The 16356-nt window shown below is 43.7% G+C and carries 16 protein-coding genes; 7 read left to right on the plus strand and 9 right to left on the minus strand.

The features are described 5' to 3' along the window. Nucleotides 1-395: 395 nt before the first annotated feature. Nucleotides 396-1037, minus strand: coding sequence for an orotate phosphoribosyltransferase (pyrE, locus tag J7I42_RS24270; protein ID WP_209141474.1), 642 nt, complete (start codon nucleotides 1035-1037; stop codon nucleotides 396-398). A 59-nt stretch (nucleotides 1038-1096) separates the two neighbouring features. Between pyrE and J7I42_RS24275 the strand changes: the two genes are divergently transcribed. Continuing rightward, on the plus strand, nucleotides 1097-1720 hold the full coding sequence (locus J7I42_RS24275; protein ID WP_209141475.1) for an NUDIX hydrolase: 624 nt from the start codon (nucleotides 1097-1099) through the stop codon (nucleotides 1718-1720). Nucleotides 1721-1744: 24 nt separating this feature from the next. Here the strand turns inward: J7I42_RS24275 and J7I42_RS24280 are convergent, their stop codons facing one another. From J7I42_RS24280 to J7I42_RS24300, 5 genes are all read right to left on the minus strand, one after another. Then, the gene (locus J7I42_RS24280; protein WP_209141476.1) at nucleotides 1745-2170 is read right to left on the minus strand and encodes a hotdog fold thioesterase; all 426 of its coding nucleotides are present in this window, start codon (nucleotides 2168-2170) and stop codon (nucleotides 1745-1747) included. A gap of 14 nt (nucleotides 2171-2184) precedes the next feature. Further along, nucleotides 2185-2649 carry a pantetheine-phosphate adenylyltransferase gene (gene coaD, locus J7I42_RS24285; protein ID WP_209141477.1) on the minus strand — a complete coding sequence of 155 codons (465 nt, stop codon included), beginning with the start codon at nucleotides 2647-2649 and terminating at the stop codon, nucleotides 2185-2187. 120 nt (nucleotides 2650-2769) lie between these two features. Then, a complete protein-coding gene (locus tag J7I42_RS24290) occupies nucleotides 2770-3705 on the minus strand; it encodes an aspartate carbamoyltransferase catalytic subunit (protein ID WP_209141478.1) in 936 nt (311 codons plus the stop codon). 70 nt (nucleotides 3706-3775) lie between these two features. Next, the gene (gene pyrR, locus J7I42_RS24295) at nucleotides 3776-4297 is read right to left on the minus strand and encodes a bifunctional pyr operon transcriptional regulator/uracil phosphoribosyltransferase PyrR (protein ID WP_209141479.1); all 522 of its coding nucleotides are present in this window, start codon (nucleotides 4295-4297) and stop codon (nucleotides 3776-3778) included. A gap of 151 nt (nucleotides 4298-4448) precedes the next feature. Next, nucleotides 4449-4997, minus strand: a complete 549-nt coding sequence (locus tag J7I42_RS24300) for a DUF3575 domain-containing protein (RefSeq protein ID WP_209141480.1) — start codon at nucleotides 4995-4997, stop codon at nucleotides 4449-4451. A 441-nt stretch (nucleotides 4998-5438) separates the two neighbouring features. On the opposite strand from J7I42_RS24300, the gene J7I42_RS24305 reads away from it, so the two are divergent. Beyond that, nucleotides 5439-6011 carry an outer membrane beta-barrel protein gene (locus tag J7I42_RS24305; protein WP_209141481.1) on the plus strand — a complete coding sequence of 191 codons (573 nt, stop codon included), beginning with the start codon at nucleotides 5439-5441 and terminating at the stop codon, nucleotides 6009-6011. 158 nt (nucleotides 6012-6169) lie between these two features. On the opposite strand, the gene pruA is transcribed toward J7I42_RS24305, so the two are convergent. Continuing rightward, a complete protein-coding gene (pruA, locus tag J7I42_RS24310; protein WP_209141482.1) occupies nucleotides 6170-7801 on the minus strand; it encodes an L-glutamate gamma-semialdehyde dehydrogenase in 1632 nt (543 codons plus the stop codon). Between the two features lie 261 nt (nucleotides 7802-8062). Here pruA and J7I42_RS24315 point away from each other — a divergent pair, with 261 nt between their 5' ends. The 3 genes from J7I42_RS24315 to J7I42_RS24325 are packed head-to-tail and all read left to right on the plus strand — an operon-like array spanning nucleotide 8063 to nucleotide 11493. Continuing rightward, complete coding sequence (locus tag J7I42_RS24315) at nucleotides 8063-9268, plus strand: hypothetical protein (protein WP_209141483.1); 1206 nt, start codon at nucleotides 8063-8065, stop codon at nucleotides 9266-9268. A gap of 23 nt (nucleotides 9269-9291) precedes the next feature. Further along, the gene (locus J7I42_RS24320) at nucleotides 9292-10566 is read left to right on the plus strand and encodes a hypothetical protein (protein WP_209141484.1); all 1275 of its coding nucleotides are present in this window, start codon (nucleotides 9292-9294) and stop codon (nucleotides 10564-10566) included. A 15-nt stretch (nucleotides 10567-10581) separates the two neighbouring features. Continuing rightward, a complete protein-coding gene (locus J7I42_RS24325) occupies nucleotides 10582-11493 on the plus strand; it encodes an OmpA family protein (protein WP_209141485.1) in 912 nt (303 codons plus the stop codon). A 438-nt stretch (nucleotides 11494-11931) separates the two neighbouring features. On the opposite strand, the gene prfB is transcribed toward J7I42_RS24325, so the two are convergent. Continuing rightward, a protein-coding gene (gene prfB, locus J7I42_RS24330) for a peptide chain release factor 2 (RefSeq protein ID WP_236065578.1) occupies nucleotides 11932-13021 on the minus strand; the annotation gives its coding sequence in 2 pieces (ribosomal slippage) (nucleotides 11932-12960 and nucleotides 12962-13021; 1089 coding nt in all). 169 nt (nucleotides 13022-13190) lie between these two features. Here prfB and J7I42_RS24335 point away from each other — a divergent pair. Both J7I42_RS24335 and J7I42_RS24340 read left to right on the plus strand, forming a co-directional pair. Then, complete coding sequence (locus tag J7I42_RS24335; protein ID WP_209141486.1) at nucleotides 13191-14009, plus strand: class I SAM-dependent methyltransferase; 819 nt, start codon at nucleotides 13191-13193, stop codon at nucleotides 14007-14009. 22 nt (nucleotides 14010-14031) lie between these two features. Then, nucleotides 14032-14874 (plus strand): dienelactone hydrolase family protein, encoded by an 843-nt coding sequence (locus tag J7I42_RS24340; protein ID WP_209141487.1) that lies wholly within the window; start codon nucleotides 14032-14034, stop codon nucleotides 14872-14874. Nucleotides 14875-14962: 88 nt separating this feature from the next. On the opposite strand, the gene J7I42_RS24345 is transcribed toward J7I42_RS24340, so the two are convergent. Continuing rightward, the gene (locus tag J7I42_RS24345; RefSeq protein WP_209141488.1) at nucleotides 14963-16333 is read right to left on the minus strand and encodes an ATP-binding protein; all 1371 of its coding nucleotides are present in this window, start codon (nucleotides 16331-16333) and stop codon (nucleotides 14963-14965) included. Nucleotides 16334-16356: the final 23 nt, after the last annotated feature.

Consider the following 16356-nt stretch of genomic DNA (forward strand, 5'->3'; position numbering starts at 1 on the left):
AGTTCGCGAGTCGACGAGTTCGCGAGTCGACGAGTTCGCGAGTCGACGAGTTCGCGAGTCGGCGAGTCGGTGAGACGAGTTTGCAAATCGGCGAGTCGACGAGTTGGCAAGTTAGCGAGTCGGCGATTCGGAAAGTTGGGGAGTCGGAATGTTCGAGTCGACGAGTTCGCGAGTCGACGAATTCGCGAGTTGCGAGTCGGAAAGTTGGGGAGTCGGAATGTTCGAGTCGACAAGTTGGCGAGTCGGTGAGTCGGTGAGACGAGTTTGCAATCGGCGAGTCGACTGGTTGGCAAGTTGGCGAGAAAATTATTTTGCGAAAACTATATAAAAAAGTCCCGACGGTAGTCGTCGGGACTTTTTTAAAATATGGGGAGACAGATCAACTGATCAACTTTTTAACTTTTCATCCCTGTCCAGGTAGACGGCTCTTTTCTCCATTCCATTAAAATTTCCTGCTGGTCTGGCGACACAATTCCTTTTTCAACTGCCAGCTCAATGAGGGCGCCATAATTGGTCAGCGACACATAAGGAACTCCGGCCTTTTCAAAATTCTGGGTGGCCACCGAAAATCCGTAAGTAAAGATCGACACCATTCCCATCACTTCCATGCCGGCGGCTTTTATTACATCCACCACCTGCAAACTGCTTTTTCCGGTTGAGATCAGATCTTCAATTACCACCACTTTTTGTCCGGCCTCAAAATATCCTTCGATCTGGTTGCCCAAGCCATGTTCTTTTGGTTTCGGACGTACATATATATATGGTAACTTCAACTGATCTGCCGCCATAGCTCCCCAGGGAATTCCGGCGGTTGCTACCCCAGCCAGCAAATCGGCATCGGGGAATTGCTGAAATATCACATTGCACATTTCAGATTTTACAAAGTCGCGAATAAAAGGAAACGACAAAACCCGGCGGTTGTCACAATAAATAGGACTCTTCCATCCCGATGCCCAGGTAAAGGGTTGTGTGGGATTTAATTTTATAGCATTACTTTGTAATAACTTTTCGGCGACAGCCTTTTCGTTCGAAGACATATATTATAAGTTATTTGCGGCGAAATTGGTCTTTGCTACCTGAAAACTGAAAATTAGTTATGCACATAAAGATATACTTTAACGACAAACCCCTGTTTCTTACAGATTCCATTTCTCCAGAAATTGAGCCTTACGCCCATCATGATGATGCGGTACTAATTGATGAATTTTCACATGGCGGTATTAATTCCATGATCCACGAAATGCGTTTGGAAAAAGTGCATGCCGGAATTTACCTACATAATAATATAGAAGAGCTGAAAAAGGCCTTCTGGAAAAAATTCATTTTGGTAAAAGCGGCCGGTGGTCTGGTATTAAACGAGGGGGGTGAAGGCTTGTTCATCTTCCGCCGGGGAAAATGGGACCTGCCAAAAGGAAAGTTGGATGATGGAGAAACCTTGGAAGGGTGTGCCGTTCGGGAAATTCAGGAAGAAACCGGTTTGCAGGAAGTGGAATTGAAAAAACACCTGGTCACCACCTGGCATACCTACGATGAAAGCGGACACCATATTTTAAAGGAAACCTGGTGGTATTTATTATCTGCCCCCGATGGTCAGTCCTTAATTCCACAAACTGTTGAGCAGATCACAAAAATAGAATGGGCAAAACCAGCCGATTTTGGAAAATATATGTCCAACACATTTGGAGCTATTCATGATGTGATGAAAGCGGCGGGATATTAGTTTGTAGTTTGTGGTTGCTATTGCCTATTGCTTTTTGAGTATTGCAACGGTAAGTCTGCTTACACAAACCAATTTTTCCCTTTCGTCGTAAATTTTTATATCCCAAACATGGGTGGTGGCGCCAATATGTAAAGGGGTGGCCGTTCCGGTTACCCGGCCTTCGCGTACTCCACGAATATGATTGGCATTGATCTCGAGACCAACGCAGATAAATTTTTCGGGATCAATGACCATTGCAGAAGCAACACTACCCAGGGTTTCGGCCAGTACACAAGAAGCGCCGCCGTGCAACAACCCATACGGTTGTTTGGTGCGGGCATCAACCGGCATACTCGCCTTTATAAAATCAGTTCCGAGTTCGGTAAATTCAATGCCGATGTGTTCACCCATGGTATTATTTCCAAGGTGAATGAATTCGTGCAGTTGGAGATCTTTTTTGAACCAAATCATATCGCGGGGTGGGGTTATATATCCTTAGCAACTGCCTGGGGTAAGAATTGCCGGGCGTCGCCACCATTGCGGATCACATCCCGTACCAGAGTAGAAGCAACCGAAGTGTATTGGGGCAAACAGGTTAAGAATACCGTTTCAATATCCTTATCCAGGCTTCGGTTCATGTCGGCAATAGCCTTTTCGTACTCAAAATCATTCACGTACCGGATACCGCGCACTATAAAATTAGCGCCTACTTTCCGGCAACATTCTACTGTTAGTCCTTCATATACCGCCACTGAAACCTTCGGATTATCCCTGAATATCTCCTTGATCCACTTCATCCGTTGTTCTTCAGAGAACATGGCCAATTTATTGGCATTCCGGCCAATACCTATCACCAGTTTATCGAACAGGGGAAGTGCACGATGAATAATATCCAAATGACCTATAGTAATAGGATCAAAGGTTCCAGGAAACAGGGCTATGCGTTGCATAATTATATATTAAGGTACCAGAATAAGACCTCAAGGTACAAGAAACAAGGCACAAGTTTTTAAATTTAAGATCCCTGAAATTTATCAGGATCCCTAAAATTCAGGACTTGCCCCTGGCCTTTAGTTTGTCATTTCCCGGCCGCCGGATAACAGGTACAAAACGGCCATCCGTACCGCTACCCCATTTTCAACCTGGTTTAAAATGATACTTTGAGCGCTATCGGCAGCATCACTATCCAACTCAACGCCCCTGTTGATGGGCCCGGGGTGCATGATCACGATCTTTTTATCCAGACTGTCGAGGATCTGTTTGTTTATACCATAGGCCAAACTGTATTCACGCAGTGAAGAGAACAGTACCTGGTTCTGGCGTTCCAATTGAATACGTAATACATTCGCCACATCGCACCACTGGAGTGCTTTTTTCAGATTGTATTCAACCCGAATGTCAAATGCCTCCTGTATGTATTTGGGAATAAGGGTTGGCGGACCAGCCACCATCACCTCAGCACCCATTTTCTTCAGCAGGTAAATATTACTCATGGCTACCCGCGAGTGCATGATATCACCAATGATGGCCACTTTCAACCCTTCGAGGCGACCCAGTTTTTCCCGCATGGAAAATGCATCAAGCAATCCCTGTGTGGGATGTTCGTTGATGCCATCACCTGCGTTGACAATAGCGGCCGGAATATGTTTCGCCAGAAAGTGAGGGGCTCCGCTGGCACTATGCCGCATTACCACCATGTCTACCTTCATTGACAAAATATTATTCACGGTATCGAGCAGGGTCTCCCCTTTTGAAACGGAAGAAGCGCTGGCCGTAAAGTTAATGGAGTCAGCACTCAGGCGTTTTTCAGCCAATTCAAAAGAGATCCTGGTTCGGGTTGAATTCTCGAAAAACAGGTTTACGATGGTCACATCCCGCAAAGAAGGAACTTTCTTGATAGGCCGTTGTAAAACTTCCTTGAATTGAGTGGCAGTATCTAAAATAATCTGAATGTCTTGACGGGAGAGATCCCGTATACCGAGCAGATGTTTTACTGAAAGTTGCATTTCAAGCTGCGAAATTAAGGGAAAAATGAATTAGTTGCTTGTTTATGGTTTACGCGTCAAAATCAGTCCTTTATAAAAGCACTACTTCCTCCTTTCCATCCCGTTCTTTCCAGAAAACTTTTACCTTCTGTGATACGATGGAATCTATGGAACGACCGGTATAATCGGGTTGAATGGGTAACTGCCGGCTAAAACGACGGTCGATCAGCACGCACAGTTCCACTTTGGCCGGACGGCCAAAATCCAACAACGCATCCATTGCAGCCCTGATGGTGCGACCAGTATATAATACGTCATCGATCAGCACCACATTCTTATTTTCTATACTAAATGGTATATCGGTTTGATTGGGTACATGGATCTGGTTGCGGACATCATCGCGGTAAAAAGTAATATCCAGCTTCCCATACTGCACTTTTTCGGGGGAAACCAGCTGTCTGATCACCTGGATCATTTGATCGCTCACAAAAATGCCCCTTGGCTGAATTCCAATAAAAACCGTATTATCGAGATCGATATTATTCTCCAATACCTGGTGACTAAGCCTCCGGATAATTATAGCCAGTTGCTGTTCATTTAAAATCGTCTTCAAGGAAAATATTTTGATAAAAATAAACGCAAACCGGCAAATTAGAAAATTAAGCTAAAGGGGTAAAAAAAAATGCCCCCCTCCTCGCCTCCTCCGCCAACTGGCAGAAAGGTTGAGTGGGGAGCACTGACCACCTAAACATTATGTCAAAAGCTTAGAACCGGAAACCTAAAGTAAGACCGGTACGAAGGGTAAATCCATCGATACCGCCTGAGATCTTGAAATTATCTTCATTGGCGCCGCCTTCTTCTTTCACTTTCCCGGAGTTATAAGAGGGTCCTATGAAAAGGTCCAGCAAAAAACCGCTGTCCCAGCTTTTTTCCCAACCCACCAAACCGCCACCACCAAATGAGCTGAAGGTAACTTTATCCTTTGTGTCGGTGTCTTTTACCTTAAAATTCTGATAACGCAGGAAAGGAGCTACATAAACGCCATTCATAGCTTCACGATGACCGGCAACATAAAAACGATATTCCGGGGTAATACCAAATCCTGAATATTTAAGATCTGAAATTTTTACACCTGAATAAAACATACCTAACTGAAAAGTCTGGTTTTCTGTGATCGCTCTTTCAAAAGAAACATTACCGGTAGCAAGAAACAAAGACAGGGGGTTGATCTTAATGGCATTTGATCCACCATCCTGTGCTTTAGCAATACAAAAACCGACAGCCAGGGACATAACAAGAACTACTTTTTTCATGTAAAAAAGGGGTGTTTGGTTAAAGAAAATGGGTGCATAGTTGTTATGCAGTAATAACTATAGATCAAAATTAACGGTAGCGATCATGGGAATAATTACAACAGGAATGAAACGATGATCTGGCTGTATGAAGTGATGAATTGATATACTAAGGTGTAAACAGCAAAAGACTTATGATAACCTAATGCCATGTTGCGTACCCGATACATTAGTTGTTTTTATTTAAGGACCGGCTTCCTCTGTATAATATTAGGTATAACTGTTAACTACAAGTAATGTTACAACAACACAAATAAACCAGTTTACTATACGCAGTTATTGTTTTTAATCAATAAAGCTCTATATATAATGAAAATAATCACTATTCCCTATGTTTTAGTTATTAAGCGATTAAATTTGGCATGTTAAAAATCACTAATAATACCGGGTAAAACTAACACAATGAAAAAAGTATTTCTTGCTGCTTTCTTACTAGTAAGTTCAAACGCTATTTTCGCTCAGGTTAACAAAGGCCAATGGTTGGCTGGCGGTAGTGCAGCTTTCAATGCTGGCAAACGAGGTGATGATAAACAAACCGATATCACCATTGCTCCAGATGCGGGCTATTTCTTTATTGATCAGTTTGCTGCTGGTTTGCGTCCTGAATTTGGATATACAAAAACAAAAACAAAATCGGGTACCAGTACAAACACCGGATCAACTACCAGCTTTTCTTTAGCTCCCTTTGTTCGCTATTATTTCATGCCTTCAGGAAAAATGTTGAATATTTTTGCTGATGCTAGTTATGGCTTTGGCAGCTCAAAAGAAAAAGGTGAAGAATCAATAAGTGGTAATTATTATCAGATCAAAGCGGGTCCTGCAGTTTTCCTTACACCCAACACAGCTCTTGAATTTGCCTTGTATTACAAGTCATACGGCGGTGATGCATATGAAAATACTGCTGGCGACAGATATAACAACTTCGGTCTAAGCGTAGGCTTCCAGATCCACCTGGGTGGTATGACGAAGAAATAATAAAGTTCCTTTGCTCAAATAAAAAGGCTGCTTTCTAAAAAGCAGCCTTTTTATTTATAAGTACCAAGTTTGTAAGTTATTTAGTTATTGAGTTCGTATGTGTGTAAGTTCAAAAATAGACGCGAGTTCAACAACACCATAACTAATGAACTAAAAAACTATTCTTCCGCCATAAAAGGATAACGATAATCAACAGGAGCGTTGAATGTTTCCTTAATGGTCCTTGCACTGAGCCAACGATACAGGTTCAAAATAGAACCAGCTTTGTCATTGGTACCACTGGCGCGGGCTCCGCCGAATGGTTGCTGTCCTACAACGGCGCCGGTTGGTTTATCATTGATGTAGAAGTTACCAGCTGCATGGCGCAGTTTTACAGTTGCCTGTTCAACCGCTGCCCTGTCCTGTGCTATAACAGAACCGGTTAACGCATAAGGCGAAGTTTTATTGACCAGCTCCAGGGTATCTTCAAACTTATCGGCATTATATACATATAGGGTTAATACCGGCCCGAAGATCTCTTCGCACATGGTAACATACAAGGGGTCTTTTGCTTCTATCACAGTAGGCTGAACAAAATAGCCTTGTGATTTATCGCATTTGCCACCAGCCCAGATCACTGCTTTGGGATCGTTCTTGGCGTTTTCGATATAAGCTTCAATTTTATTAAAGCTTTTTTCATCGATCACGGCATTGATAAAATTGCTGAAGTTCTCTACGGTACCCATTTTAAAGCTTTCGATACCGGCTACCAGTTTCTTTTTAACATCTTCCGCCAGGTTGCTGGGGATGTAGGCACGAGAAGCTGCAGAACATTTCTGTCCCTGGTATTCAAAAGCGCCGCGCAATAAAGCGGTAACCAGTAGATCAACATCCGCGCTTTTGTGAGCCAGTACAAAATCCTTTCCACCGGTTTCGCCAACAATGCGGGGGTATGATTTGTACGAAGCCATGTTTTTACCAATGGTTTCCCACATATTGTTGAATACACCTGTTGAACCGGTAAAATGCACGCCGGCAAAATCAGGATGGGTAAAACAAACTTTACCTAACGTAGGTCCGTCAACGTAAATAAGATTGATAACCCCATCAGGCAATCCTGCTTCTTTGAGAATACGCATGAACATCTGTGCCGAGTAAACCTGGGTGTGGGCAGGTTTCCATACCACAACGTTACCACACATAGCTGCTGAAGTAGGCAGGTTTCCGCCGATAGCGGTAAAGTTGAATGGGGTAACGGCCAGTACAAATCCTTCCAACGGGCGGTACTCCATCCGGTTATGTATGCCGGCAGCGCTTATAGGTTGCTGACGGTAAATTTCACTCAGAAAATGTACATTGAAACGTAAGAAGTCGATGAGTTCGCAGGCGCTGTCGATCTCCGCCTGGTACGCATTCTTGCTTTGTCCCAGCATGGTAGTACCGTTCATATAGGCGCGGTACTTGGTAGCAATAAGGTCGGCGGCTTTCAGAAAAATATGCGCACGGCTTTCCCAGCTCATGGCGGCCCAGCTTTCACGGGCGGCGAGGGCTGCTTCTATAGCCTGCTTTACATGTTTTTCTTCACCAATATGATAATGCCCCAGTACATGTTTTATTTCATGCGGGGGATTCATGGTTTCTTTCTTATTAGTGCGCACTTCCAGTCCGCCAATGTACATAGGCACATCAACCTGTTCCTGTTTCAAAAGAGCAAGCACTTCCTTGAGCCGTTTTTTTTCGGGCGACCCGGGGGCATACGATAAAACAGGTTCGTTTGCCGGCAGGGGGTAATGAAAATAGCCGAATTCCATAGTCATGTGTTTTTTGAGGCTGCGAAGTTACTTAGCTGGTTTTTAATTAACAAAAAGGTAGCGTGGGGTCAAAACACTGACAAACAAAATATTATAAAATAAGGTGTTATACACCCTTGCTTTTATCCACAGGGTGTGCACATACTAATTTTTGATTAGCACAATAAATTAAATTTGGAAGCTATAACCTAACCCTCAAAACAACCCCATTAATCAGTGATCATTTCTGGCAAATCAAGAAACGATAGCAACAGGTACCATATGCCTGATCTGTCCAACATCGTAGTTAAAGACATGCGCGAGTACGGCGTAGAGCAGGCTGGCACCTACAAGGGCGGCATTGAAGCATATAAAGGCCTGTTAAACAAGGTACGCAGCGGTTCCATTCTTTCTGAGCAGGACTCCCTACGGTTATTACCCAAAACAGAGGAGATGCGTAACCGCATCCAGAAGCAAATTGATGGGCTACTGGAAAAGTTCTACGAGACCAAGGGCAAGGTGGATGAAATTCATAATAGCCGCGATATTACCAAAGGGTTGGTGCCCAGTAAGCAGAGTGAAATAAATCTACTTAAGAATCAATTAGATGAGATAAATCTGCCGCATTCGCCCCGCCAACAGGCGCAATACTACAGTTTTAGCTGGGGCACTTTTTTATTTTTATTGTTTCTTTTAGTTGCACTTTCGTTTTACTTGTTATATTTTTACATGAGTGTAGCGGATTTTGCGTTGAACGGTGTAGATCCAATGACCCTTTTTCAGGAAGGAAGGCTAAACATACAATTGTTACCCAGCCTTCGAAGACTGGTCTTTCTTATCATTAATTACCCCCCCCTGATCGTATTCCCCACTATTTTCTTTGCCCTGGGAACATCCATTCATCTGTTCTCGGAAAGAGGCATGAAATACAAGAAAGTTGTTTGGGGATTGCTAAGCCTGGTTTTTATCGGCGACATTTTACTTGCGCTTCAGGTTCATACCGCCGTGAACGAGATTTTGATCAAGTTGAATCGGGATGAATTTAAATCGTTGATTGTACCGGTATTCGCGGATTCGCGATTTTACCTGGTACTTTTTTTGGGTTTTGGCGTGTTTGCCATCTGGAGCTCTGTATATTATTTAATGCAGATGGAATGGGGCAAACGGAACCAGTTGAAACTTCGGTACAAACGTATTAACCGTTTACAGGATGAGATCTTACTGCTGGAAGAAAAACGGATGTTATATGAGACTGAGTTACAACAAATAACCCAAAGAGCGGAGGACCTGAGCAAGGAAAAAGACAGACTTGTTCTGCCCGTTGATGCAATTGAAAAAAACATCAATTACTTCAGAGACGGCTGGAACGGTTACCTCGCAACATTATATGGGCGTGAAAAAGGAGAAGAGCAGATAAAGCTCATCAACGAAAGAACTGACGCCTATATAAAAGAACTTAAAGAGTTTCAGGAATCTTATTTCAAATAAACAGGTTCTTTTATCCTTGAGTTATGGCACGTTACCTCACCATTATCATGACCATCGTGTGCGCCTGGGCTATGGCAGGCTGCAACGAAATCGAAGAGGCTGTGAAGGATGCTAAAAAAGACGGATCCGCACCGCCCAAAGACAATTATATGGTTTTGCTTGATCTAAGCGACCGGATACTGTATAACAACCAGCAACAGGTCCCAAAGGACATACAGGTCATCCAATCCATCTACGCCGCTTTCAAGTCAAAACTGAATGCAAAAGATCCCACCAGGTTGTATTTTACCGTGAATGATAAACTGAAATTGATGGTTGCTCCCCAGCGGACCACTTCAAATGAAGTATATGACCTCGCCGGTAACCTGCGTCTTACGCTGGCATCTGCGCAACCCGAACAAAAAGCCAAGATGCTGGAAGAAACAGAAAAGAATTTCAATACGCTGTTGCCACAGATGTATAAAAAGGCAGTGATCAGCAATAACAGCACTTCCTATGCCGGCGCCGACATCTGGAAGTACTTCAATGAAGACCTGCAGGATGATCTGGAAAAAGATGCACAAAATACACTTTTCATCATCACCGATGGTTATATGGATTTTGAAAGCCTGCAAGGCCGCACTTCCCGCAACAATCGGTATACGTCCTGCGTACAAATTATCAACAACCTGAAAAAAGCACCTGATTGGAACAGCCGCTTTAAAGAAGGCGACTATGGTTTGCTTCCGGTCAATAAACGTTTTCCCAACTTAAAAGTTATTGTGCTGGAATTAAACCCAAAGGATGACTGGACGGGTGAGTACAATTTACTCACTACGATCTGGAGCAAATGGTTTAATGAGATGGGTATAAAGTCGTACGCATTCATCAAAGACGACAACATTAATGAGATAAATGAGTCGATAGAAAAACTACTAAAGGTAAAATTACCTTCATCTGCGAATATTACGTCTGTTTCATGGACGCCGGTGACCGAGTCGGACCCGGAAATTACGAAGGCCGCCAAGAACAGAACAAACACACAAATACAACCAACTGAAACTCCAACGGTTATTGAAAACGCTCCCGAAGCAGCGCCAAAAAAAGAAAATAGTAAATCTTACAATTCGTACAGTTCTTACGCTTATTCTGAGCCGGCAGAGGTAATAAAAAAGGAAAAAAATGTTAAAGAAAGAGAATATATTCGCACATCTGCCGTTAAAAGTCAGATAGATACTTCAAGTATCCATTTAAGAACCAATCCGAAAAAGCCAATTAGTAAACCAAAGGAGCAGGTCACTTTTGGTCCTGCTTATTAAAAAACCTTTACTCTTATGCTTCGTAGCCTATTAATCATGGTTGTAACAGGACTGGCGCTGGGCATGGCGGTATCATGCAAACCCAGTCAACAAGTCCAAAACCTGACGAAAACCACACAAGAAACTCTTGAGTTAGTCAAGAAAGAAGCTCAGCGCGCCATCGCCCTGACCGTAGAAAAAGTGAAAAATTATGAAGTGGATCCTGACATTGGTAAGGAGATCATCAAGAACCTCAAAGAGGCTGAAAGAAAGATCGACACCCAGCTTGCAGTTGCACAACAACTGGCTGAGCATGGTACCAAAGAAGAGATCCTTCAGTTCGCAGAACGCACAAACGTGATCATCCAAAGTGCGTTGACCGATCTGAAATCGTTGAACGACCTTTATGACATTTCAACTTTCTCTTCATTTGAAACAGCAACGTTCTTCCCCGCAGGTGGCTATGGTATTCCTCCTGAAAAACAGGATGAGGCCAAAAAGTCAATCGAGCCAATTGTACAGCGTATCATCAAGTTCTTTGGTGATCACCCAAGGCAAAGGTTCGTTGCGGTAATTGTTTGTTATGGTTTCTCTGACGAAACGCCGATCGCGAAGGAATCTCCTTTGTATTCGCCGCTGCTCGCCAAGATGAAAACGAACAACCCTACCCGTCAGGAGTTGAACGTTAAATTATCTGAACTTAGAGCAAAATCTATTGCCAACCTTCTGGTTGACCTTATCAAAATAAATGAAGCTCTGATCCCCAATCCAAAGCTCATCAACTACGACATCAAGTGGATGGGTAAAGGGGAAGAGTTACCTTACCCTGACAGAGTGAAAGACTATAAGGCTGATGACAAACGTCGCCGTATGGTGTCCTTAATTTGGAACGTATTACCCGGTTCTTTATATGCACAAGGCCTCAGCAACGAAACTGCAATGAGGTAATTGTTCAAAGAAGTATAAATACACGAGTAATGCCCCGGATTGGTTACAATTACTCTGGCAAATATTAATTGGTGTATTCATATTTTGCCTGCAGCCATAGACAGTTCTATGAAACTGCAGGCAAAATTCTTGTTCTGAGTTCTCAGTGAAAGAGTTTCTGGGTTCTCAGTTCGCTGAGATACACTCATGTAAAAACGCCACGCTTAACAGTGTGGCGTTTTTATTTTGTATATGCTTCGAGGTTTGTTGTTTGTGATTGTTCCCGAATTTCGAAATGACTGATTAATTTCAATAGTCTGATAAATAAAAAAAAGGGTGAACTCGGATTATCTCAAGTTCACCCTTTTTTATTTATTTGTACGGCATTAAAGCTGATGAATACCATCGGAAATTTCAAAGCGCGGTAGCAACCACAAACTCCAAACAACAAACCACAAACTAACTACCCTCCGCTTCCTTCATCAGATAAGCTTTTATAAACCCATCCAGCTCGCCATCCATCACCGGTTGTACGTTCCCTACTTCATAATCGGTTCTGTGGTCCTTGATCATTTTATAGGGATGGAACACATAGCTGCGGATCTGGCTGCCCCACTCTATCTTCTTTTTGGAGGCATTGGTGGCATTCTTTAATGCTTCCCTACGGCGTAACTCTTCTTCATAAAGGCGGCTCTTAAGCATCTGGAGCGCCATTTCGCGGTTTTCCCCTTGTGTACGGGCTTTTTGACATTCCACCACAATACCGCTGGGATGGTGCTTTAAACGCACAGCCGTTTCCACCTTGTTAACGTTCTGTCCACCCTTACCACCGCTTCGGTAGAATTCCCATTCCAGGTCGGCGGGGTTTACATCTACTTCAATACTGTCATCCACCAACGGATACACAAATATCGATGCAAAAGACGTGTGACGGCGGGCATTGCTGTCAAAGGGCGAAATACGCACCAGGCGATGAACGCCGCTCTCGGCCTTTAAAAAGCCATAGGAAAACGGTCCGTCGAATTGCAGGGTAGCGCTTTTAATACCAGCGCCATCTCCTTCCTGCCAGTCGAGCTCGGTAACCTGCCAGCCCTGTTTTTCTCCATACATGCGGTACATCCGCGCCAGCATTTCTGCCCAGTCCTGGCTTTCAGTACCACCGGCGCCGCTGTTTATCTGCAATACGCCCGGTAATTCATCTTCCGGCTGGTTAAGGGTGCTTTTGAATTCGGCTTCATCTAATTGTTGTAATGCTTTTTCATAAGCCTGTTTGGTTTCCTCCTCACTGGCTTCGCCAGCTTTCCAGAAATCGAACAGCACAACAAAATCCTCTACCGACGCTTTTGACAGGTCGTATAGTTTGATCCAGAATTCGTTTTGCTTAATGCTTTTGAGAATTTCAGTGGCCCGTTTGTTATCATCCCAAAAACCGGGTGAAAGGGAAAGCGTTTTTTCTTCGTTTACTTTGTACTGACGGTTATCGACGTCAAAGAAACCTCCTCAGTCCACCAAGGCGGGACCTCATATCGTTTATTTTTTCTTGTGTCATAGATTCAAAGATAGATGAAAACAGTTGAAAAGTTGACAAGTTGATGACTTGATAAGGTTAACCTTGTTTTTTAGCATGCCGACAAATAGCCACCTCGTTTATTGGTTAATCGGTCAACTGGTTAACTGGCTAACTGATTAACCGCTCAACCGTTAACTTTGCGGTACCAATGACGAACGAATCGCAAATAGAAGCCCATTATTCTCATAACAGTCTCCTCGAAACCATTCTACACGCTATTGGTAAAGAGCCATCCCAGATAACCAGGAACGACCTGGCCCCTGTTGATGAGTTTCATGTACGCGGGCAGGATGTATCCCGGGAACTGGCTACTGCAGCAGCCCTGCAACCAGGCATACGTATCCTGGACGCAGGCTGCGGTTTGGGCGGCGCCTGTCGGATGCTGGCAGCTGAATATGGTTGCCAGGTTACCGGTATTGATATTACCAGCGACTATATACGAACAGCAGAGAAACTCTCTGCATTAACCGGTTTGCAACAACATACAAGGTTTGTACAGGGCAGTGTACTGGCCCTTCCTTTTGCTGATGGCAGCTTTGATGCCGTGTGGTCACAACACGTACAAATGAATATAGCCGATAAAAAAGCATTTTATACTGCAATCAACCAGGTACTAACAAAAGGCGGTAGATTTGTTTACTATGATGTGCTGGGCAATGACCAGCCGGTGTATTATCCCGTACCCTGGGCTTTTGATGCTTCATTGAGCTTTTTAATTACTTCCCGACAACTGCAGGCATTGTTGTCAGCCACAGGTTTCATCCAGATACAGGTAACCAATGAAACGGAGAATGGGATCCGCTCTTTGAATGCCCTTCTCAACCGGATTGCCCAAAAGGGATTGCCGGCATCAGGATTGCATCTACTGATGGGAGATACGGCGCTGGAAAAATTAAATAACCTGCGCAGCAACCTGATAGAAAAAAGAGTCGTTCTGGAAAGCGGCATTTATGAAAAGGCAACTTAACTAATAAACAAACCATACTATCATGAAACAAAAATTGGGTTTTGCTTTTCTTTCTTTGATCATTGCAGCTATTGTTTCCTGTAATGATCAGTCATCAAAACCAGCTACTGAACAACAACCAACCGAAACCAAACAACCAGGGGTAAAAACGCTGGACGTTAGTTATGCAGGTGATAACACCACCATGAAAGGCTATGTGGCATACGATACCAGCCTCGATACCAAACGCCCGGCCATCCTGATCATTCCGGAATGGTGGGGTTTGAATGATTATACCAAAATGCGGGCCCGTGAATTGGCAAAACTGGGTTATATAGCCATGGCCATGGATATGTACGGCAATGGCGTTACTACCGATTCACCAGCTGTGGCAGGTAAACTGGCCGGGCAATTTTACACCAAACCTTTAAGTGCTAAAGCACGCATCGAGGCGGCCATGGTAGCATTAAAAAGCTTTACGGAAACAGATACCGGTAAACTGGCTGCCATAGGTTATTGCTTTGGCGGCGCCATGGTATTGAATGCTGCAAAGCTGGGCGAGCCCTTCAAGGGCGTGGTAAGCTTTCATGGTAACCTGGCAGGCGTGCCTGCCAACAAAGACCTGCTGAAAGCAAAGGTGCTGGTATGTCATGGAGAAGCTGATCCTTTTGTAAAGCCAGAGGAAGTGGCACAGTTTAAAAAACAAATGGATTCTATAAAAGCCGACTATACTTTCAAATCATATCCCAATGCCCTGCATGCATTCACCAACCCTCAGGCAACTGAGCTTGGAAAGAAATGGAACCTGCCTATTGCGTATAATGGTGCAGCTGACACCGCCTCCTGGAATGATATGAAGACGTTCTTTGACACTATCTTTAAATAACCTGCCTACAATACAAAAAGGTGAGCCGCTCATTGAAAGGCTCACCTTTTTTATTTGTAAGAATTTTATTCGTGATTGCTACTACTTTCTATTGTCTTATTGAGGCCCGCGGTCCTATTTCACCACCAAAGCGTGGTAGTATAACAGTAAAAGTGCTGCCCTTGCCTATCTGGCTTTGCACTGCAATACGGCCGCCATTCTTTTCCAGAAAGTCTTTACAGAGTTTAAGCCCTAATCCGGTACCAGTTTCGGAATTAGTGCCTTTGGTGGTGTAAAACATTTCACCAAACAATTGCAGCTGACGTTCGGCGCTGATGCCAACGCCATCGTCCTGTACATATATTTCAACGCAGGAAGCCTGCTCCTTGGCCCCTACCCTTATGTGTCCGTTTTCAGGGGTAAACTTGATGGCATTTGACAGCAGGTTGCGCAATACCAGGTTTACCATTTCCTTATCAGCATAACAAAACAAGGGTTCTTCTACCTGCGATTCCAGGAATATGCGTTTGTTGCTGGCCTGCCAGTGCAATAATTGTAATACCCGGCTGATCATGTTCTCTATATCCAACACCTCAGGTTGCAAGGAGGAGTTTTCCATTTGCGACTTGGCCCATTGCAACAGGTTTTCCATAAGGTTGGTGGTATAGTTCATTTCACTTACTATACCAGGCAGCAGCGCCTTCATTTCCTTCACCGGCATTTCATTGATGTGCATATTATTGAACAGGTTCCGCAACGCATACATAGGCGTTTTCAGATCATGTGCAATAACCGAGAACAGCTTATTCTTTAGCTGATTCAGCTCCGTTAGCTTGGCGGTTTGTTCTTCCAGCAAACTGGCCTTTTGCGCAATTTCGCGCTTCTGTAATTCGCTTTCTTTCGACTTGGTAAGCAAACTATAATGATAGCCGTTATTCTCCTGCTTTATAAAATAAATGGCGTAAAAAATAAAGGAAATGGCAGTAATATGATTGAATACGTAGAAATAATAATTGGACTTCTCCAGTCTGAAATAATAATCATGCGGTGCTATGCAGGCAATAAAGTAACAGGCTACCGCTAAAGAGAATGCAAAGAGGATATGAATTACCTGTTGTAAAAAGAAAACTGATAACACGCCATATAATACGAAGAACAGTTCTACTCCTACATCTACTTTTCCCAGGTAAACCAAACAGGTAGCTATAGGATATAAACTGAAGTATACAAGCCGTGCATGCTCGTAATACTGTTCATAATTCAACCAAAGTACAATAACACTGATGGCCAGCGGAGAGGCGGCAATAAACCAGGCAAGTGGGGGCAGGTGGTCGTTGAAGAGAATGCCAATAAGCGGTACAATGATGCCTGTAATGATCCCCAGGAAATTAAGCTGGTTAAAAATGCTCATTTTCCTTTTTTCATACTCCTCCATATCGGGGGTTACCCCAATGGATTTTATGATTAACCAATAACGCATTAAATCCGGGCGTAAGGCGTGCA

Origin of the sequence: Niastella soli, from assembly GCF_017742245.1 — a bacterium.
Lineage (GTDB): Bacteria > Bacteroidota > Bacteroidia > Chitinophagales > Chitinophagaceae > Niastella > Niastella soli.